The organism is Butyrivibrio sp. WCD2001 (genome assembly GCF_000424485.1).
Taxonomy (GTDB): Bacteria; Bacillota; Clostridia; order Lachnospirales; family Lachnospiraceae; genus Butyrivibrio.
Map to the genome: position 1 here is coordinate 503,477 of NZ_AUJZ01000001.1, position 19,865 is coordinate 523,341.

A 19,865-nucleotide genomic window follows, 5' to 3' on the forward strand; every position below is an offset into this window, starting at 1 on the left:
TCCCTCCTTAATCCTGCTGATTAGCCTTAACTCGAGGATCAATAACACCATAAAGGAGTTCGACCGCAAGGTTGGCGATAAGTACCATGATTGTGATGATGAGTGTACAAGCTGAAAGAAGCGGATAATCCTGACCGTTTACAGCTGAAAGAAGTGTCATGCCAAGTCCGGGATAAGAGAATACCATCTCTGCAACGAGAGCACCACCCATCATAGTTCCGAGTGAAAGTGCAAGACCTGTGATCTGAGGAAGCATAGCGTTTCTGAACACATATCCTACAATCTTGCTGTCCTTGATACCAAGGAATCTTGAGTATTTTACATAATCTGCATTCAACTCATATATTGACATTGATCGCATACCGATTGCCTGACCGCCGATCGTAATAAGAACGATTGACCAGAAAGGAAGCTGGTAATGCGCGATAATCGATTTCATGAAAGTCCAGCTCATATTAGGTATAAGATCATAACCATATCCACCTGATGAAGGAGCTATTTTAAGTCTGATTGCAAACAGATACAGAAGAACTGTTGCCATACCAAATGCCGGGATATTTCCGATAAAGAGGAAAATAGGAAGGATTACCTTATCAAAAGCACCTTTGATATAAGCGGCAATCGCACCTAAGATATTACCGAGAATCCATCCAACGATAATTGCGGGAAGCTGCAGGCAAACTGTCCACCATACTGCGTTCGCAATAATATCGGAAACAGGTCTCGGATACTGGCTGAAGGAAACACCGAAGTCACCCTTTAATGCATTTCCAAGCCACATAAAGAACTGTTTGTACATCGGTTCGTTGATACCGAATTTTGTAGCATAGTCATTTAAGACCTTCTGAATAGCCGTTGAATCCGTCATACCGCTGACTGCCTTTGATGCTATAGCGGAAACAGGATTTCCGGGCATCAGGCGCGGCAGAATAAAGTTGAGGATTACGGCGAAAATGAGTGTCAGAAAATACCAGAATAATTTCTGACCATAGTATTTTTTATAGCCTTTCAATTTAGAAATACCTCCCTTCTTCTAACATACGCCGAATTTTTGCGTAATTTAAGGGACTGCCGCGTGGTTTTGTCGCCGCGTTGGCGATCATGCCCCACGGCAGCCCCCAATTTACTTAACTAAAACTATTTTGTTACAAATTACTCAACAAGCTCAAGCTCGTAAAGTGCTGCAATACCATAACCGTCTGTGCAGTCTGTCGGAGGAATATTTCTTCCGTCATCTGCTGCAGGATAGTTTGTCCATACAGACTCGTTTACAGCATAGAACAATGTAGGACGATACATAAGAGCAACTGCAGGACACTCATCAAGAAGGATTCTTGAAAGTTCTGTATAGTACTCTTTAAGCTTAGCTTCGTCTGTCTCTGCAGGAAGAGCCTCAAGGATCTTCTCAGCATCATCGTTCATGTAGTGACCGAAGTTACCACTCCAGTTAGATGCAAGCTTTGCATACTCTTCTGAGAAGTAGAACATTCCCTTTGAGTAAGGGTTCATAACGCCTGCGCCGGGTGTTGACCACATGCAGATATCGAAGTTACATGTTGTCATGTCATCGTAGAAGGAAGAAGCCTCAGGGAAGTATGTCTGGATATCAATACCAATCTTCTCGCCGGCTGCTGCTACGATTTCCATAGAAGCGTTCCAGTCTGACCATCCTGTAGGGCACTCAGCCTTGAAGGAAAGGTTCTTACCGTTGTACTCACGGATTCCATCGCCGTCACTATCAACGATTCCTGCATCGTCTAGGAGCTTGTTAGCGCCGTCAACGTCTGCGTTATCCCACTGAAGATCTGCGATAGCGTCGAAGTCTACATACTTTCTCTCGCCGTCTGTAGGTCCAACAACTGATCTCGGATACTCATCAAATGTAGGTGACTGGCCTGACATAGCGGATGCAATGATCTGCTCATAATCAACTGCCATAGCGATTGCACGACGAACTTCCTTCTGATCAAGTCCTTCTCTCTCTGTGTTGAAGAACATTGAAGGCATTACTTCGCATGCGCCGTAAGGTGCATCATCGAGCCATGTGGAAATCGGAAGATCATCTTCGAGCCACAGGTTCTGTACATCTGTAATGAACTGCTGGCAGACATCAACTTCGCCCTGAGAAAGCGCAACCTGACCTGCTGCATTGTCCTTATAGATTGTGTGAGCGATGTACTTCGGAACGGGAAGCTTACCCCACATGGAGCTTGCCTGTCCCCAATAGTTGTCATCTCTCTGAAGAACTGCCTTCTGGTCGTTAGAAATGTAAGGAGCATAAGGGCCTGTGTGAACAAGATCTTCCATAGTATCCTGTTTAACCTTATCAGCATCCTCACCGTTTCTCTCCTCTACAGTCTGCAGATAAGCCTTCTGCATCATGTACATTGTGTTGAGGATAGAAGTAACCTTAAGAGGGTTAACAGCAACGCCGTTTTCAACCTTAGCCTTGATGAGAACTGTTGAATCATCAACAGCTTCTACAGAATCAACATAAGTTGAGAAATCAGCACCCTGTGAAGACTGATACTTAACATGTGTGTCGTAAGTATAAGCTACGTCTTCAGCTGTGAAAGCTGAGCCATCGCTCCACTTAGCATCGCCGTTAAGAGTTACAGTAAGCTCTGTCTGATCATCGTTCCAGCTGTACTCTGATCCAAGAAGAGGATAGAGCTTGCCATCAAGAGCGTTGAACATGAACAATGTCTCATAAACAAGTTCACGTGCTGACTCATTAGCTGAAAGTGCAAGACCATTGTTTGAGTTAGCTGACATAGGGTTCCAGTCATTGATTGTTCCCCACTGCTGACCAGCCTCATACAGAGTCTCGTTTCTGGGTGTTGACTCGCCGTCAGCTGCTGCTGTATCTTCAGTAGCTTCCTCAGTAGTCTCTTCCTCAGCTGTCTCTTCGGTTGTCTCTTCTGCGGTTTCCTCTGTGGTCTCCTCAGCTGCTGTGGTCTCTTCAACAGAAGTTTCCTCTGTAGCTGCAGGAGTCTCAGTTGTAGTTGTGCCACCGTTGTTACCGCCGCCGCATCCAGCTATCATCGAAAGTGACATAGCTGATACGCACAGAAGTGACATAACCTTCTGTAAGTTCTTCTTCATAACTTACCTCCCTTTCTAAAAGTGTTTTTTCGGGTTTTATAACCCACAACATGTTAATATTTTACTTATCAAAAATTGCTTTATATATAAAAATATCCACATGTATATAAAAATTTCCGCATTTATACAATTTGTACACTTTTACTCTCTTTTTTCTATTTTGATTGTCTTTTATTAACAAATCCGCATGTTTTCAGTTGTCTATTTGCATAATAAGTTTGAACTTTCTATGAATTTAATGTAAAATTTTCGTGTAGGCAATATTTGATAATTGTAAGGAAAATGATATGCAAACTAATCTTAAAGTCATTGCATGGCGATTTGAAGAGTATTACAAGAAAACGCGAATTCCTGTATGGGTTTTCGAACAGAATAACAGCCTTGTTTTTACCAACTTCACCACTTCCGCTATCCTTAATATCATGGAGGAAATGTTGCAGAAGGCAAGGAATTTCCGTATATCTCATTCTATTGAAGGATCCTACCTCGATCTGGATAATCCTTATGAGATGTACTATTCCTTTAACTCCGACGGCGGAAAGCATCAGTTCTATACAGTTGTCATAGGTCCCGTCATGACTGTTAAGCCAAGCGGAAACGTCTGGCCTAATCTTACTTTCGGCGAGAATCTGTTCGTTGAGCAAAAGAGAATTCTTTCCAATGCTCTTCCGGTTATTAACAAAGAAGAGTTCCTTTTACATATAACAAACTTCTTTAATGAAGTTCTTGAAGAAACGCCTCCGGATTTCAGTGCTCATTCCGAGAAGTTTCTTAATACAGCAAAAAAGAAATCCCAGTCTTCTGATATCGCAGCATTCGACGCGGAGTTATCTGCAGAGGATGCCCGTGCCTATGAAGAGATCAGCAGAATCGAGGAATTATTCAATGTATTTGTTGTAAACGGAAGTGTTTACAAACTCTTCTCTCTTTTTGATGATGAAAAAATCATGGATGTTCTGTTCCCTGACAAGACTTCATACAGAGACTGCGGCATACGTTCAATTGAGCTGTTAACTATTGCAAAAATCGCCTCCATAGAGAGCGGGACCGACAAGAAGGTCTGCCAGGCAAGGTTCGAGAAGTTTGTACAGGAGCTTAAGGTCTGCAAGAGCTATGAAAAGATCGTATCGGTACTTAGAAACGGAACACTTGAGTTTGCCAAGAGTTCACATGAGGTTAATGCACATACAAGTGAGAACTACTCTCCTATGACCAACAAGTGCATTAAACGCATCATTGAGAAGCTTCCTGATAAGATTACTCTTGATGATCTTGCATCTGAACTGCATATTTCAGCAAAATACTTATCTGCTCTCTTCAATAAAGAGACCGGAACTTCAATATCTGACTTTATGCAGAATATCAGAATCAATGAAGCTAAGCGCCTTCTGCGAAATACGGATCTTAGTTATTCGGAGATCAGTAATATGCTGAACTTCTGCTCCCAGAGTTACTTCAATAACCTGTTCAAGAAAAAGGAAGGCATGACGCCTAAAGAATACAGAGAAAAACGTGATGAGCTCGTTATGAGTTCACAATAAGGCATAAAAAAGAACCGCATCACGCGGTTCTTTTTTATACAACTTCCCTCGTAAGGTCCTTCACCCACTTATACTTCTGAAAATGGTACATCACCCACGGTATCTTCCCGACTTCATCCAGACAGGTGCAGGCATATACTGCCACCACCGGCCAGTGAAATACGAAGGCCCCCAGGAGTGCAGTCGGTATTGCGAGACACCACATGCAAACAGCCAGGCTGTAGACATCGAAAAGTGTATCTCCCCCTGCTCCGAATATGCCGTTGATGATAATCGTGTTTACGCATCTCCCTATCATATAAATCGCCATGACAACCATCATCCCCATCAGATGGCTTCGTGCAATATCCGTAAGCTTCATAAAATTCACCACCGGTACTGTTACGGCAAGTACCAGTGCTGTGCAAAGAAATCCGATAACGTAAGAAATCTTTGCAAGGCGTATTCCATACTGCTTTCCTTTTTGAAGTTTTCCTGCACCAAGTTCGTTACCAACCATGATGCCGCCGGCACTGCTGATACCGTTACACATACAGCAGAACAGATCACGCACCACCGCTGCAACAGAATTGGCAGCTGCCGCATCGCTTCCAAGGTGGCCCATAATCGCGGTGTAGGAAGTAAATCCTACTCCCCAGAAAAGGCCACCGCCGAGTAATGGAAGCGACACTTTAATAAAATCGGTTCTAAGTCCCGGAAAGCTTTTCAAAAGATAACCGAACCGCGGACGAAGAAATCCTTTCTGGTAACTTGAGCTAACTGCCCATATAACTTCGATGATTCTGGAAAGCAGCGTTGCAAGTGCTGCTCCGTTTGCTCCCATAGCAGGGATTCCGAATAAGCCAAAGATAAAAATACTATTCAGAATAATGTTTATAACAACCGTACCGGAACTGATCAGGGCTCCTCTCTTTACATGATCCGTTATCTTCATAATCGTAAGATAACATTCGGATATTCCTGTAAGAAGATATGACCAGCCTGCAATTCTAAGGTAAGACGCGCCAATTCTTATAAGTTCCGGATCATGAGCAAATATCATCATGAGAAGTTCCGGAACAAGAAGACATGCACCTGCAAATACTATGGAAACAATGCCGACACAGCGCATCATCATCGCAAAAATTTTATTTATGGTATCGGTATCCTGTTTACCATAGTACTGGGCTCCAAGAATCGATCCCGCAGCTGTCGCAGCACTCAGAACCATGTTCTGAATAAACTGCACTTGCGTAGCAAGTGAAACCGCCGCCATCTGGTTCTGCTCTATTCTTCCAAGCATTACGGCATCCGCTGCTGCAACAGCAGCAAGCATCAGACTCTGAAATGCAATTGGAAGAGTGAGCCTCACCAGTTTGTTATAAAATTCTTTATCTGCAAATAGTTTTTTCATAATCACCTTTTATGAATCAAATTCATGAAAGTTCATTTGCCATTCTGTATACTCTTGTAGCATTCTGCTCAATCTGTTTTCTTGAGATTGCACCGGACTTAATGTCTGCAAGGATTCTATCGAAATCACCCTGAGTTCCGGGCATGAACAAATCTCCGCCAGCCTTTACAACTTCATTTGCAAGAGCACCTCTGTGCTTATTTTTGCTTGATACTGTGAGCATCTCAACAACCCAGTCAGTCATTACGATACCCTTAAAGCCATACTCACAGCGAAGGATATCTTCGATAAGTCCTCTGTGCTCTGAAGTGTGCTGGCCATTAAGAAGGTTGTAAGATGTCATAACTGCCTTAGGCTGTGACTTTCTTACACAGATTCCAAAACCGCGGAGATAAATCTCTCTCATTGCTCTCTCGGAAACATGGCTGTTGTTATTGTATCTGTTTGTCTCAGCATTATTTGCTGCATAGTGCTTGATTGTAGTACCACAGCCCTTATGCTTCTGAACACCGTTTGTTATAGCAGCTGCGAAAAGTCCTGCTACTAACGGATCTTCTGAATAATACTCAAAGTTTCTTCCGCAGAGAATACTTCTGTGAATATTAAGAGCAGGTGCAAGCCAAAGCTGTACATGGAATCTCTCCATCTCTTTTCCTACGATATCGCCGTAAGAATAAGCAAGATCATAGTTGAAGGTCTGTGCAATAGCCGTTCCAATCGGAATTGCTGTAGCATACTGCTCTTTAATCTCTGTTCCGGGCTTAGGCGCATTAGCCTTGGCAAGCTCTGCGATTGCTGCCTTCTCCTCATCGCTCATAAGCTCCATCATGCTGCCAAGTGCTGAACCGATACCGTGAACACCGGTCTCGTCCTCAAAATATTCCTTGGTAAGGCGAAGGCCCGCAGGGCCGTCAGCCATAACCATACTCTTAATGCCTTTATCCTTATATCTTGTTGTGGTCTCACCTGCGGCACCTGCAACAGCAAAAGATGCATTACCGATAACCTGAAGACCTGAGTTCTTGGGATCAAAAGCACCGGTGTTGATATAAGCTAGTTCTTCATCAGAAAGACCTGCAATAATATCATCCACAGGATAATCAACGTCGTAGGTTACTGTCTGTGTATCAAAATCGGAAGCTGAAAGCTCTATTGTGGTAAGGTCCTCTACTGACTCTTCCTTTGCGGATGCGGGAACAAAATCCTTGAAACCGGGAGTTCCGAGGCAGTTTCTTGTCTTCATGGTTGTAACTGTATCAGCCAGAACAACAGCTCCTGCCTTCTTAACGTCTCTTGAGCAGTTACCTACATAGATCACATAATTACCCTTATCAAGGATGTAAGCCTGTCCCTCCTCATCGTAGGATGCGATATCAGAAAGCTTGAAGGTAGCTTTTACTGTCTCGCTTTGTCCTGATCCAAGTTCGGAAGTCTTTACAAATGCTACGAGGTCCTTTACAGGCTTATCCAGTTTTCCGAAAGGACATGATACATAAACCTGAACAACCTCTTTTCCTGCTACCTTACCGGTGTTTGTAACCTTAGCTGAAACAGTGATTTCCTCTTTACTGTTAGAAACAGCTTCAGGTTCAACAGTGAATTCAGTGTATGACTTACCAAATCCAAACGGGAACAGCGGAGTTACATTCTGTGTATCAAAATATCTGTAACCTACATAAATTCCCTCATTGTAGTGAACATCATCATTGTCACCAAAATCTCCGAGAGTGCTGTAATCCTCCCACTTAGCCCAGGTTGTAGCAAGTTTTCCTGAAGGATTAGCCTTGCCAAGAAGGATATCTGCAAGCACGTTACCTGTAACAACACCAAGCTGTGAAAGAAGAAGAATGTTTCTAACTTCCATAACGGGTGATAAATCAACAGGGCCGCCTACATTAAGAACAAGCATGAATTTATCAAACTTTTTGTTGAGCGCGAGGATATCTCTTACCTCTGTATCCGTAAGAAGAACATCACCCTTTTCAGGCTTTCTGTCATTTCCTTCTCCTGAATTTCTTGAAAGAACGTAAATTGCAGCATCACCGTCACCTGTAAGTTCAAGGTCATGCTCGGGTTCAGGCTGAACCATACCGAATGCAAACATAACAGGATTTGCTCCTACAGCTTCTGCATCCTTTCTGATCTTTGCAAGGAATTTCTCATGTGTCTGTGCAAGAACGCCGTCAAAAGCATCAAGCCACTCACCTGATGTAATAGTGAAACCCGCATCCTTAAGACCTTCTTCAACGTTAACAGAAAATCTGCTGTTAACTTCACCGGAACCTGTACCGCCCTTAATCGTGTGACGGATTCCGTTTCCGAATGCCGCTATTTTGCAAGGACCTGCAAGCGGGAAGGACTCATCCTTTTTAAGAAAAAGTGTGCCCTCAGCGGCTGTATTTCTTACGAGTTCCAAGTGTTCCTGTTCGTATTTTTCCATTGTAATCTCTCCTATAAATGATGTAGTTTTTGCTTACCCTTAAAGCTTCCTTACCCTAAAAAAGAATCTTTAAGTTTTTATCTCATTGAATTCAGAATAGCATTTTTATAAAATGAATATATACGAAATCAATTTAATTTATATGATATATGTTATTAATTCCCCTCATCCGCCCTTCGGGCACCTGTCTACGCTCCGCTTCGGTCCGCGCTGGACCGACGTCCCCCGGACGTCGAGCGCCCCCCCTAGGGGAAGGCTTTATATTATTCTGCCTTCCCCCTCTGGGGGAAGGTGGCACGAAGTGCCGGATGAGGGGACACAGGAGTATACATGATGAAAAAGACTACCACCTCCCAAGATCTATACCGTCTCCTTCTCGATGACGAGCTCGCACCGGAAGTAAAGAGCTTCACACCGGACAAGTCTGTTTCAAAAATAAGAAACACCATCCTCAAGGGCTTCAAGGAGCAGGTATTTTTCGAGACTGAAGGCGAGGGAGATCCTATCTCCTACAAGAGAGCAACGGAAAAAACAATCATGTACTATATTTCAACAGGTAATCTCACCAAGATTCTGGCTCTAATAGAGAGTTTCGATCCTTCCGAGAATCATTACAGTCCCGGAGCCTTCAACGATATCGGCGAAGTCTCGGAAAATCCTCTTTCCCAGGCAATCAGTATGTTTGTCAGCGGAATAACACTCTATACCAGAGCCGCACTTGATGGCGGACTCCCGGATCATATCGCTTATTCCCTGAGTGACAACTATATTAAATACAGCCTCATGGAGACGGATATCTCAAAACTCAATCATCTTCAAAACTGTGCGCTCTACGATTTTACCTATCAGGTGAGCGCTTACAAATACAGAAGCTGCGGCCTGTACGTGAAGAAATGCTGCGAGTATATCTCAAGACATCTCCATGAAAAAATCACTCTTTCCGACCTTTCTTCCATAACCGGAAAAAGCGAGGGATACATCTCCAAAATATTCGAAGAGGAATTATCTGAAAGGCCTTCGGTTTTCATAAGAAATCAGAAGCTTGAATATGCAGCGCATGCACTTGAGATTACTGACATATCCATATCTTCGCTCTCGGATCTTCTGGCATTCCCAAGTACCAGCGCTTTCATCACCTACTTCAGGCAAAAATACGGAGTTACACCGCATGAATATAAAACAACATTTTCTCGTTTGTAGGTCAAATTTTCTGGTATACTATATATAGTGTTTTTACACGAATCTTTTCAGGGGGAAATGTTGTAAATGGTTGAAAACATTGAAGTGCTTACTCACAGTAGCATTAGAATCAATTCCGACAAAGGAGTAATCTATGTCGATCCTTTTGAGATAAAGGACGCTCCGCATGATGCGGATTATATCTTCATCACACATGATCACTATGATCACTTCTCTCCGGATGACATAAAGAAAATCATTAAAAGTGATACACGTATTGTTGCTCCGGAAAAAATCGCAAGTAAAGCAGAAGTTCTTCTTTTGGAGAACGGAAAAGTTCTTGGGGTAAAGCCTAAAATTTACAAAGAATTTGATGGTCTTGAATTTGAGACAGTACCCGCCTATAACAACCTTAAACCCTTCCATCCGAAGGCAGCAGGCTATGTAGGCTACATTTTCAGAATCGATCACAAAAGAATATATGTGGCCGGTGATACCAGCCTCACCAAGGACGCACAACAGGTCAGATGTGATATCGCTCTTGTTCCCATCGGAGGGAAGTATACCATGAATGCCCAGAAGGCAGCAGAGCTTGTAAATATCATCAGACCCGAAGTAGCTATTCCCACTCATTACGGAAACATTGTTGGCAGCCCTTCAGACGCGAAAGTATTTAAGTCAAACGTTGATTCTCATATTAAAGTAGAAATCAAAATTCACTAAGACAATCTCATAATTACTTGAAAAAAATAAGCGTAGCAGTAAACCATCTACTGCTACGCTTTTTATATCACTTATTTATAATACGGTGATAGCTTTCTTCGAAGAACATAACGTTTAAAATTCTCGTCTCTTACCACTCCGCCGATAAAACATTCTCCATCTGAATATTCCATGCGTTGTATAAGAGCACAGGCCTGTACAACATCTGTCTTTGCCTTTTTACCTTCCAGATATGTATCAACAAACTGGAAAGTAATCATTTTACTGTCCTCAATCTTCTTTTTCTGCTCATCGGAAATACGGCATTTTAAACCAATATTCTCTTCGCTGAGATTGGTGACAATAGCTTCTATTTCAGCGTCATAGCCCTCAATATAAACAAGGGCACTACTGTACATTTGAATTCTCTCGTTATTTCTTCTATCACTCATGCCGCATCATCCATTATTTCTTCGTATTCCTGATCATAGATATCAAGACCTACATCAGGATTCTTTTTAACGCCTTCTTTATAAATTGTAGTCCAGTCATTTTTCATGGAAACCGGAATAAATCCCTGCTCTGCGCAGTCAGCTTCCATTTTCTCTGCCTTTGTAAGATTGCCATATTCTCTGTCAACGTCATCACAGCAAAGCATAAATGCAAGACTCTTGTACTGATTATCATGAATTACATAATTAGCCATGCTGAAATCGCCGGAGCTGTTACCAAAAGCAAGAACAGGCTGAACACCTATTTCACGAACAATTGCGGTAACCTTATTCGTCTTAAGATTCTTAACCACAAACTCGCCGCCAGTAATAACCTTATCATCAGCTGTAAACTGGTATTTAAGGCCATCCTCGTCTCCCTGTCCGCTGGCTTCGATAGTTTCATCAGAACCGATAATCTGATTCATTGGAACCTTTAAGTTATTTCTAACTCCGCCTCTGACTATGAATCTGTCTGTTCCACTGACAACATAGACTGTAAAGTCATTTTCATTAAGAAAATCAATAACCTCCATCATCGGCTGATAGAAGGATTCTCCTCTTGTCATACCGTCGTATCCGGGAGCCGGCTGATTACTGAATTCCTCAACATAATCCTGGAATTCATCCACTGTCATTCCGGCAAAAGCAGTTGAAATTGCTGTTCCGTGGTCAATATCCATTGTCTTAGGATATTCACCGTCCTGAATCCACTGAAGAATCTGTGCAGCAACATCTTTTTCAAAATCGGATGCCTTATCCTTATAATCGGGATCTTCAAGCACTCTGTGAAGAAGAAGGCTGTGATCAAAATAGATCGGATTTGTCTCGGAAAAGAGTGTTCCATCCAGATCAAATACGGCAATTCGTCTCTCAACAGGAATATAATCCGCACTGTTTTCATCAGTGATTGCACTCATATAATTTATAAGAGCTTCCTTCGCAGGCGCGGTATCTGTCCAGGATGCAAGGGCGTTGCCGGAAGAAGTATTCGTCTTAACCGTTCCCCTTCCTCCTTTTATGATACAGAAAGCTGCTATCAGAAAAATTACCGCAATTACAATTACTACCTTAAGGTAATTAACCTCTGGATTTTTATTTTCCATCAATATCTCCCCTTCATAAGTAATCAAATTTGTGTATTCATATATACCTTACATTATGCATTAATGAAATAAAAACCTGATAAACTACACATAAATATATGATTAAAACTATCCTCTGTATTCGAGGCACATCATTGTGAGGTCATCAAATTGCTCCGCATCCCTGACAAAGGATCCAATATCCGTGCGAACATTTTTCAGTAGTTCTTCCAAAGGAGCTTCCTGTTCTTTATTAAGTGCACCTATCATGCGCTCGATACCGTACATATCTTCCGCATTATTAGTTGCTTCCGGCACACCGTCTGTATAAAGGAAAATTCTGTCTCCCGGATTCATCTGAATAGTGTACTCTTTGTATTTCACGCCTTCCATTCCGCCAAGAACGAAGCCGTGTTTATCTTTGAAAATCTCAAAACTGCCACCCTTTCTCATAATCGCAGGATACTCATGACCGGCATTTCCACAGGTAAGTATTCCGGTTGATATCTCCAGAATACCTAACCAGATAGTCACAAACATACCGGTGTTATTTTCCTTAGTAAGCCCATCATTGGTGAGGGTCAAAATCTCAGATACGGATTTTCCAAGTATCGCAGTATTTTTCAGGATCACCTTGGATATTGTCATGTAAAGTGCTGCAGGTATGCCTTTTCCCGAAACATCTGCCATAACGATGCATAAGTGATCATCATCAACAAGGAAGTAGTCATAAAAATCGCCGCCCACCTCTCTCGCAGGCTCAGTTGTGGCAAAAATATCAAATTCCTTCCTGTCGGGAAAGGGCGGAAAATCATGCGGAAGCATTGAAGTCTGGATTGATGTCGCAAGAGATAATTCAGCTTCTATACGCTGCTTGTCCAGAACCACAACCTCCGAATACTCAATCTCATATACAACAAACATGAGAAGAACTGAGTAAGTGGTTGCAAGTGTAGCAAGTGAAATTCCATATACAAAGTTCTGAACTCCTATTGCAAGAACCGGAAGAAGTTCATAGGATAAATAGGCGACTTTCTCAAGATTTTTCAAATGCCTCCAGTGACATATGGTGTATCCTGTCAAAATCATCATGGCCAGCATTTGAATAAAAAGCATAATCCAGTAGGTTCCGTTTAATCTATAGTATCTGTTCTGATCGTCAAATGCATAATAGAACCCAAATACTCTCGAGAGAATAAGCAGAACCATTCCAATAACGCAAAGTATCGTTATCGCCTTACGGGTTAGCTTTGTTCCCTTGCTGTGGCTACTCCCCATCCTGTGACAGATATAGTGTGTTGCGAATATCAAAAGCAGATGGTTCAAAAAAAAGACGCCAAAGTTAGCTATTCTGACAGAGTAATAACCAAGCTTTGTGGTATTCCCTCTGAAATAATAGGCCTGAACCTCTAATAAATTTATAAAAGCAATGGTATTCAACTGAAAAATGAGAAGTCTCGATTTTACATTATCCTGAAATCTCGACGCTAAAACACAGACTATGGCAATGCCGCAGAAAAAAGCGCACCAGAGCTCAAGTGCAATATGAATATGCTGTGATAAACTCATACCAATCTCCCCAAATATGCCGCTCGGACATATGTAATACGTCAATCATTATATCAGATTGGTTCAGCATTTTCATATCACTTTTTGACAAGTATTACCCAGGAATTGCCGGAAATCTGCTAAATCACTCTATTGTAAGAAAATTGTCAAATCCTGTTACCTCAAAAATGTATCCCACATCCGGGCCTACATTTTTAACGACCATTGTGCCTTTTTTGTTCATCTCTTTCTGAGTTGTAAGAAGGACTCTTAGTCCGGCCGATGAAATGTACTTAAGATCCGCCATATCCAGTTCAAGATTATCGACCTGGTCTATTGAATTATTGATCTCCTCATAAAGATCCGGCGCGGACTTTGTATCAAGTCTTCCGCCAAGTACCATGTACAATGAAGTTCCGTTCAAAGTTTTTGTAATAGTCATATTTCTACCCTCACCTTTGTGCACCTTATGTATCCTGTATTGATGGTATCAATATTACTATCACAAATTTATCACACCACATGAAAAGACTCCCAAAGGTCGATAAATACTTTAACCTTGAGAGTCTACTATCATTTGCTCAGTTTATGGCCGGTACTCCATCACACTTGGAAATAGTGTCTATGGAACCGTCTTCGTTATACTTAAATTCCGCTACGCATACACTTCTGTGGAAAAGACTTCCCCCCGGTAGCTCTCCTGTGTGATAAAACAGGTACGAATGTCCCTTAAAGTCAGCAATTCCGGGATGATTGGTGAAAACTCCGCCCTCTTCTGTCATCAGAACTCCGCCATATTTCCAGGGACCTGTCGGAGAATCCGAAGTCGAATATGCCAGGTGCTCATTTTGCTGTCCCACACCGAAAGCAGCGTAAACCATGTAATAGAGGCCGTCTTTTTTATAAAACCAGGGGCCCTCACCATAGGAGGTTCCGGTATCATGACTGCCCTTAGCAAAGGCTTCTTCTGTCATGGGTATCTTCACAACTCCCACTTCTTTGTCGTAAGAAATCATATCCTCATTAAGAAGAACATATCTAAGTTCAGGGTTGCCAAAATAAAGATAGGCCTGTCCGTCATCATCTATGAAAACCGTAGGATCTATGTCGTTCCAATCTCCCTCATCAACAAGCGGATGACCCAAATCCTTGAAAGGGCCTGCCGGATTGTCTGAAATCCCTACAGCTATGGCCATTCCACCGTTTCTCTTATGAACCGGGCAATACAGATAGAATTTACCGTTTCTCTCAATCGCCTGGGGAGCCCATGCCCTGTCGTCTGCCCAGGAGATATCCTCCAGAGAGAAAATGCATCCATGATCCTCCCAGTTCACCATATCCTTGGTGGAAAAGCATCTCCAATCCCTCATAGTATAAAAATCATTTATCAGCTCATCCTCATCATGTGTCGTGTAGAGATAAAGAGTATCACCATACACCAGCGGAGCCGGATCAGCTGTATAAATATCCGTTATAATAGGATTTTTCCTGAAACTAACTTCTTCACTCATTACGTCATTCTCCTTACTTGCCTTTGTCCCAATATAGTTGCTGAAAGTGATAGCGCTTAGAAAAACAGCAGACGCGATTATTACAGCAACACATACAATTTTCCTGTATTCTGCATCCATAAGTCCCTATGCTCCCTCTTTTTCCAAATGATTTATATGAATTATACAAATAAAAAGAGCAGCGCTCTATTCACTAATGAATATGTGCTGCTCAGATAGTGCGATTTTCTTAGGTTCAATTTTTATCGTCAGAACTGGAAAGCTTTCTTCCAATCCAGATGCAGATACATGCACCGATTGTTGAAATGATAAGGTTTCCTATAAGTCCGCTTGCTGATAAACCTGCAAGCCCGAACACAAAGCCTCCGACGCATCCACCAACGATACCAAGAACAATATTCTTCACCATTCCTGATTTCTCATTCATGATGCTGCTTGCTATACAACCTTCTATTGCACCAAGTATAAGTCCTCTTAATAATCCCATTTTGGTTCTCCTCTCCAAAATACTTTTTACATACTAAACAATAATACCACACTTTACTTCATTTCTTCATTTTTCTCACGCATCCTGCATGATATTCCATTCACGATCTGAATTATCATAAGTCCAAATGCCATGAGAATCAGCCATCTGCTCCTTCCGGCAACGTACCAGCTTATGCCCAGTATCAGCTGAATAGCAGCGAGAAAAAATGAATATGAACTCTGTTTCCAAGTGATTGTCATAAAATTTCGCCTCCTTTTTAAACAAAACACATGACAAACATTACTAACTCTCTGTTGATACTGTAATTATATTTGTAGCCGGATGCAGAATATATATCCATCATTGCGATATTATTATGGCTATTTTCCGTTTATAGTGATTTATGGAGAAAGAGGTGTTTGGCCTATAAAATTGTAGAGAGGCTGCCGCACATCTGTGCAACAGCCTCTCTTGATTAATAGGATACTAAGATACTATCATCAACTTATTATTTAACAGTCGCACCACTCGAAGCCTGTTTTTTAACCTGCTTAGAGAGGTTCTTCTTTGCATTGCCTTTACATCCTTTGATCAGGATTGTAGGATTCTTAGCCTTCATCTTCTTGAAAGCACCTTTTCCGATAGATACTTTGGCCTTTTTATCAGTCTTAATAATAATCTTCTTTGCTGATGACCCTTCAAAAGCTTTAGCACTAATCTTATTTACGGTTTTAGGAATAGTAATCTGAGTTGCCTTGGAATCCTTAAAGGCTTTTGGTGCAATTTGGGTTACTTTGGCTATTGTTCCGTCAGGAAGAGTAATCTTTTCAGGAACACTTATCTTCTTTGCCTTTTTATTTGTAGCTGCCTTGTAAGTTGCAACAGTAGTCCCATCAGGATTGGTTGATACTTCATAGCTGGCGCCAGTCTTTTCATCCTTTACTTCTTCTTGCTTGTATTCTTTTTTGTTAATTGTAAATTGAAGTGTAATTGATCCTTTATAGATACCCTTTCCTGTTATCGTGACTGTTGCTGTTCCCGGTTCAGTATTATCAGCATATGTAACATTGAAATCTTTATCCTTTGTAAGACCTTCAATTGTTACATCAGGAGTTATAGGGTTTCCTGTATAATCATAGGCGGTTTGTGGAATAGATGCTGTCTTTGTGGAAATATCCACATATTTTGTAAGTTCGATGTAAATATGTGAAGTAAGGAGGCAATCATTTGTATCGCTCTTATTAGTAACTACCAGTTTAACAGGCACTGATGCTGTACTATCAGTATATTGGGTTGCTTCCACTTTTTTCGGGTAATCACAAAGCACTCCATTCTTGTAATGGAACTGATGAATCATTTTAAGACTTGCTGGTGCATATCCATTAGGTATCGGAACTGTCATCACTGCATCATGTTCCTCAAAATCTGTATAATTGGGGGCAATTATCCCACTCAGTCCACAGTCGATAAAGAAAACATCATAGCCTGGATCTGCTTCTGTCATATAATCCTGCGTATAATCCTTGTCTCCGATAAAGCGAATGGGTTGTATATTGCTTTTGTCATAGCTTTCAAATGCCGGTTTAAGAACAAAATTACCAACACTTTTAGAAGAATCATCAAAAACAAACTCAACATCAGCTGTATCAGCTGCGTGAGACGTAAACGAAAGTACAGGCATTGTTATCATCATTGAAAATGCAACTGCAACTGACAAAAGAATTGAACTAGTCGTTTTTACTATACTCCTCATAAGTAATCGCTCCTTCTTTAACCCTTTTAAAGGTAGCGGTCTTATAAATAAGGCCGCTACACATAATTGTTGAATCTTGAACCCTACTTAATAACATTTATTTAACAGTTGTTCCTTTAGAAGCCTGCTTTTTTATAGTCTTAACTAGATTAGCTTTCGGCTTACCACTGCATCCCTTAATCTGGATTGTTGTATTCTTAGCCTTCATCTTCTTGAAAGCACCTTTTCCGATAGATACTTTGGCCTTTTTATCAGTCTTAATAATAATCTTCTTTGCTGATGACCCTTCAAAAGCTTTAGCACTAATCTTATTTACAGATTTCGGAATAGTAATCTGTTTCGCGCCACAATCCTTAAAGGCTTTAGGTCCGATCTGTGTTACTTTTGCTGTCGATCCGTCGGGAAGTGTTACTTCCTCCGGAACTGTATACTTCTTTGCCTTTTTATTTGTGGGTTTAACAAAGGTTGCTTCAGCTGTTCCATCGCTTGCAATTGTTAAATTGTATTCAGCGGCTGATTTCTCATCCTTTACCGGTTCATCACTTACTGTAAGTTTCGGGATAGGTTCTGTCTTTGTCTCACCACATACTTTGCATTTGAAAGTCTTTACACCATCTTCGGTGTAAGTTGCTTTCTTTGTCTCTGTGCCTTCGTCCCAGGTGTGCGTGTGGGTTTTATACTCAATGAATATTTCGCTAACTAACTCAATAGAACCACTACCAAAATCAACATTTCCTAAATATGTTTTAAAACTAACTGTTTTATCAGTTACTTCTGATGGCTCTACCACATCAAAATAGCTTTCAGTGCCCATAGGGTAATTGCATATTATCTTTGCTTCAAAAGCATCAGCTTTCGTGTGTCCAGCAGGAATAGGTAATGTAAGAGTTCCATTACATCTTCCCACGTAATCAGAATCATAAAGACTTATACGCGGTACATACGAATAAAGATCATCATAACCGCTTTGAAGATGTTGCTTTGCAGCTTCCCAAGATCCCGGGCACTTATCGACTCCATCAATTACAACCTCATGAACAGGACAGATTGCATCATCTATGTGATGATAATTTACTGTATCATTCGCCACAAATGTAGCAGAATATGGATTGCCTGAATCATCATTGCCCTCCATTGTAAAAGAAGTTGCAGCATTTACATCCATTACTGGTGTTAAAGCAATACTAGCAATCATAATAGTAACAGCTAAGGCCATAGCATTGAATTTTTTTAACCCATTTTTCTTCATAGACACCAGTCCTTTCTTTTCATAAAATCTAGATACCTTTATCAATTGATTATTTTTCCATTAGGTAAAATACTTTGTTTTCCTTATTGGAAAGATACTCATTTAACCTTTGTTCCCTTGGAAGATTGCTTTTCAACCTTCTTCACTAGTTTAGCTTTTTCTTTGCCTTTACATCCTTTAATCAGTATTGTTGGATTTTTAGCCTTCATATTCTTGAAAGCTCCCTTACCGATAGAAACATTAGGTTTTTTATCAGTCTTAATAATAATTTTTTTTGCTGACGATCCGGAAAATGCTTTACTACTAATCTTACTTATGGATTTAGGTATAGTAATCTGGGTAGCATTAGAATCCTTAAAAGCCTTAGGCCCAATTTGTGTTACTTTAGCTTTTGATCCGTCTGGAAGTTCTATTTCTTCAGGAACAGTATACTTCTTTGCCTTTTTATTTGTAGTTTTCTTTAATGTTGCAACTACTGTTCCGTCATTTGTCGTATTAACATCATATTCAGCCTGCGACTTTTTATCTGTAATATCTTCATTTTTATACTCTTTTTGTATAATAAAAGTCAGATCAAATGATCCAGTATAGGCACCAATACCTGTAATAGTAGCAGTTGCTGTACCGGGTTCTACATTATTTTTATATGTAACTGTATAATCCACGTCTTTAGCAAGACCTTCTATGCTGACATCAGGTGTTATCGCACTACCTGTATAGTCATATTTATCTTGAACAACTTTCGCCTTATCTTTTAATGATGAGATATCCTTTACCTTTTTGAACTCTATAGCAGAAGCTCCACAGATAGTAACTTCCGTATTCTGGCCCATGCCAACACCCAGGGCTACTTGAATTGAAACAGTACCATTTTTATTATCAACAGCATCTTCTCTTTCAGTATTAGGTTCACCTGCTGCGCCAATTTTACCCCATTTCAAAACGCGTTTTGCTCCAATTGGAGTACATCCTTCAGGAACCGGCACAGTAAGTATAGCCGCTCTTACATCATTTGGCTGTAAAGCATCTGAGGTTATTCCATCGATATAAATATCAAATACCTGAGCAACATCATATCCACTATCTATGGTAACATCTCGTCCTTCGGGTCCAAGCTCATCAACCGTGCTTCCGATATGCGATATTATTTGATATTCATATCTAGTTACTTGGCTTGAATACATGCCCGAACTTAATTTTATTGTTGCTTTTCCCTGTTCAACAGCTCCAGCATCAGTTCCCACCATAATTGGAACATCCGAAAAAGTATCCTTTGTATCATTTGCCAAAGCACTCATCGGCTGTAACGCAAAGCACAAAGCAGAAACTAAAGCAAATGACAAAACTCTCTTTAAAAATATTTTTTGACCTCTCATATAGCACCTCCTTAGTCCAAAAG

The 19,865-nt window shown here is 41.0% G+C and carries 17 protein-coding genes; 3 read left to right on the forward strand and 14 right to left on the reverse strand.

The genetic code is table 11. The features are described 5' to 3' along the window. Positions 1-7: 7 nt before the first annotated feature. Positions 8-1,012: an ABC transporter permease gene (locus G630_RS0102170; protein ID WP_026497592.1), complete on the reverse strand. Its 1,005-nt coding sequence runs from the start codon at positions 1,010-1,012 to the stop codon at positions 8-10. Between the two features lie 140 nt (positions 1,013-1,152). Next, complete coding sequence (locus G630_RS0102175; protein ID WP_026497593.1) at positions 1,153-3,105, reverse strand: ABC transporter substrate-binding protein; 1,953 nt, start codon at positions 3,103-3,105, stop codon at positions 1,153-1,155. Between the two features lie 287 nt (positions 3,106-3,392). On the opposite strand from G630_RS0102175, the gene G630_RS0102180 reads away from it, so the two are divergent. Beyond that, positions 3,393-4,646 (forward strand): helix-turn-helix domain-containing protein, encoded by a 1,254-nt coding sequence (locus G630_RS0102180; RefSeq protein ID WP_026497594.1) that lies wholly within the window; start codon positions 3,393-3,395, stop codon positions 4,644-4,646. A gap of 34 nt (positions 4,647-4,680) precedes the next feature. Here the strand turns inward: G630_RS0102180 and G630_RS0102185 are convergent, their stop codons facing one another. Both G630_RS0102185 and G630_RS0102190 read right to left on the reverse strand, forming a co-directional pair. After that, positions 4,681-6,039, reverse strand: coding sequence for an MATE family efflux transporter (locus tag G630_RS0102185; protein ID WP_026497595.1), 1,359 nt, complete (start codon positions 6,037-6,039; stop codon positions 4,681-4,683). A gap of 22 nt (positions 6,040-6,061) precedes the next feature. Beyond that, entirely contained in the window at positions 6,062-8,479 is a 2,418-nt protein-coding gene (locus tag G630_RS0102190) for a glycoside hydrolase family 3 N-terminal domain-containing protein (protein WP_026497596.1), read from the reverse strand. A gap of 330 nt (positions 8,480-8,809) precedes the next feature. Between G630_RS0102190 and G630_RS0102195 the strand changes: the two genes are divergently transcribed. After that, positions 8,810-9,679: a helix-turn-helix transcriptional regulator gene (locus G630_RS0102195; protein ID WP_081667756.1), complete on the forward strand. Its 870-nt coding sequence runs from the start codon at positions 8,810-8,812 to the stop codon at positions 9,677-9,679. Positions 9,680-9,745: 66 nt separating this feature from the next. Continuing rightward, positions 9,746-10,381, forward strand: a complete 636-nt coding sequence (locus G630_RS0102200) for an MBL fold metallo-hydrolase (RefSeq protein WP_022759818.1) — start codon at positions 9,746-9,748, stop codon at positions 10,379-10,381. Between the two features lie 71 nt (positions 10,382-10,452). Here G630_RS0102200 and G630_RS0102205 read toward each other — a convergent pair whose 3' ends face one another. The 10 genes from G630_RS0102205 to G630_RS0102250 form a co-directional block, all read right to left on the reverse strand. Continuing rightward, on the reverse strand, positions 10,453-10,812 hold the full coding sequence (locus tag G630_RS0102205; protein WP_022759817.1) for a hypothetical protein: 360 nt from the start codon (positions 10,810-10,812) through the stop codon (positions 10,453-10,455). After that, positions 10,809-11,957, reverse strand: a complete 1,149-nt coding sequence (locus G630_RS20355) for an HAD family hydrolase (RefSeq protein ID WP_022759816.1) — start codon at positions 11,955-11,957, stop codon at positions 10,809-10,811. The genes G630_RS0102205 and G630_RS20355 overlap by 4 nt, the downstream gene beginning before the upstream one ends. Positions 11,958-12,065: 108 nt before the next feature. Beyond that, positions 12,066-13,505 carry a PP2C family protein-serine/threonine phosphatase gene (locus G630_RS23215; RefSeq protein WP_049946039.1) on the reverse strand — a complete coding sequence of 480 codons (1,440 nt, stop codon included), beginning with the start codon at positions 13,503-13,505 and terminating at the stop codon, positions 12,066-12,068. Between the two features lie 124 nt (positions 13,506-13,629). Beyond that, entirely contained in the window at positions 13,630-13,926 is a 297-nt protein-coding gene (locus tag G630_RS0102220; protein WP_026497598.1) for an STAS domain-containing protein, read from the reverse strand. Between the two features lie 139 nt (positions 13,927-14,065). Next, positions 14,066-15,115 carry a glycoside hydrolase family 43 protein gene (locus tag G630_RS20365; protein WP_049946040.1) on the reverse strand — a complete coding sequence of 350 codons (1,050 nt, stop codon included), beginning with the start codon at positions 15,113-15,115 and terminating at the stop codon, positions 14,066-14,068. A gap of 115 nt (positions 15,116-15,230) precedes the next feature. Further along, positions 15,231-15,482 (reverse strand): GlsB/YeaQ/YmgE family stress response membrane protein, encoded by a 252-nt coding sequence (locus G630_RS0102230; RefSeq protein WP_026497599.1) that lies wholly within the window; start codon positions 15,480-15,482, stop codon positions 15,231-15,233. 53 nt (positions 15,483-15,535) lie between these two features. Continuing rightward, positions 15,536-15,724 (reverse strand): hypothetical protein, encoded by a 189-nt coding sequence (locus tag G630_RS0102235; RefSeq protein ID WP_022759811.1) that lies wholly within the window; start codon positions 15,722-15,724, stop codon positions 15,536-15,538. A gap of 248 nt (positions 15,725-15,972) precedes the next feature. Further along, positions 15,973-17,217 carry a leucine-rich repeat protein gene (locus G630_RS0102240; protein WP_026497600.1) on the reverse strand — a complete coding sequence of 415 codons (1,245 nt, stop codon included), beginning with the start codon at positions 17,215-17,217 and terminating at the stop codon, positions 15,973-15,975. A gap of 97 nt (positions 17,218-17,314) precedes the next feature. Beyond that, entirely contained in the window at positions 17,315-18,466 is a 1,152-nt protein-coding gene (locus tag G630_RS0102245) for a leucine-rich repeat protein (RefSeq protein WP_155831912.1), read from the reverse strand. Between the two features lie 98 nt (positions 18,467-18,564). Beyond that, positions 18,565-19,842, reverse strand: coding sequence for a leucine-rich repeat protein (locus tag G630_RS0102250; RefSeq protein ID WP_026497602.1), 1,278 nt, complete (start codon positions 19,840-19,842; stop codon positions 18,565-18,567). Positions 19,843-19,865 lie beyond the last annotated feature (23 nt).

Excerpts from the sequence above, each read along its gene's own strand:
- G630_RS0102200 (WP_022759818.1), top strand. The coding sequence starts at position 9,746 with ATGGTTGAAAACATTGAAGTGCTTACTCACAGTAGCATTAGAATCAAT.
- G630_RS0102240 (WP_026497600.1), bottom strand. The coding sequence starts at position 17,217 with ATGAGGAGTATAGTAAAAACGACTAGTTCAATTCTTTTGTCAGTTGCA.
- G630_RS0102220 (WP_026497598.1), bottom strand. The coding sequence starts at position 13,926 with ATGACTATTACAAAAACTTTGAACGGAACTTCATTGTACATGGTACTT.
- G630_RS0102245 (WP_155831912.1), bottom strand. The coding sequence starts at position 18,466 with ATGAAGAAAAATGGGTTAAAAAAATTCAATGCTATGGCCTTAGCTGTT.
- G630_RS0102235 (WP_022759811.1), bottom strand. The coding sequence starts at position 15,724 with ATGACAATCACTTGGAAACAGAGTTCATATTCATTTTTTCTCGCTGCT.
- G630_RS0102195 (WP_081667756.1), top strand. The coding sequence starts at position 8,810 with ATGATGAAAAAGACTACCACCTCCCAAGATCTATACCGTCTCCTTCTC.
- G630_RS23215 (WP_049946039.1), bottom strand. The coding sequence starts at position 13,505 with ATGAGTTTATCACAGCATATTCATATTGCACTTGAGCTCTGGTGCGCT.
- G630_RS20365 (WP_049946040.1), bottom strand. The coding sequence starts at position 15,115 with ATGGATGCAGAATACAGGAAAATTGTATGTGTTGCTGTAATAATCGCG.
- G630_RS0102230 (WP_026497599.1), bottom strand. The coding sequence starts at position 15,482 with ATGGGATTATTAAGAGGACTTATACTTGGTGCAATAGAAGGTTGTATA.
- G630_RS0102250 (WP_026497602.1), bottom strand. The coding sequence starts at position 19,842 with ATGAGAGGTCAAAAAATATTTTTAAAGAGAGTTTTGTCATTTGCTTTA.
- G630_RS0102175 (WP_026497593.1), bottom strand. The coding sequence starts at position 3,105 with ATGAAGAAGAACTTACAGAAGGTTATGTCACTTCTGTGCGTATCAGCT.
- G630_RS0102180 (WP_026497594.1), top strand. The coding sequence starts at position 3,393 with ATGCAAACTAATCTTAAAGTCATTGCATGGCGATTTGAAGAGTATTAC.
- G630_RS0102205 (WP_022759817.1), bottom strand. The coding sequence starts at position 10,812 with ATGAGTGATAGAAGAAATAACGAGAGAATTCAAATGTACAGTAGTGCC.
- G630_RS20355 (WP_022759816.1), bottom strand. The coding sequence starts at position 11,957 with ATGGAAAATAAAAATCCAGAGGTTAATTACCTTAAGGTAGTAATTGTA.
- G630_RS0102190 (WP_026497596.1), bottom strand. The coding sequence starts at position 8,479 with ATGGAAAAATACGAACAGGAACACTTGGAACTCGTAAGAAATACAGCC.
- G630_RS0102185 (WP_026497595.1), bottom strand. The coding sequence starts at position 6,039 with ATGAAAAAACTATTTGCAGATAAAGAATTTTATAACAAACTGGTGAGG.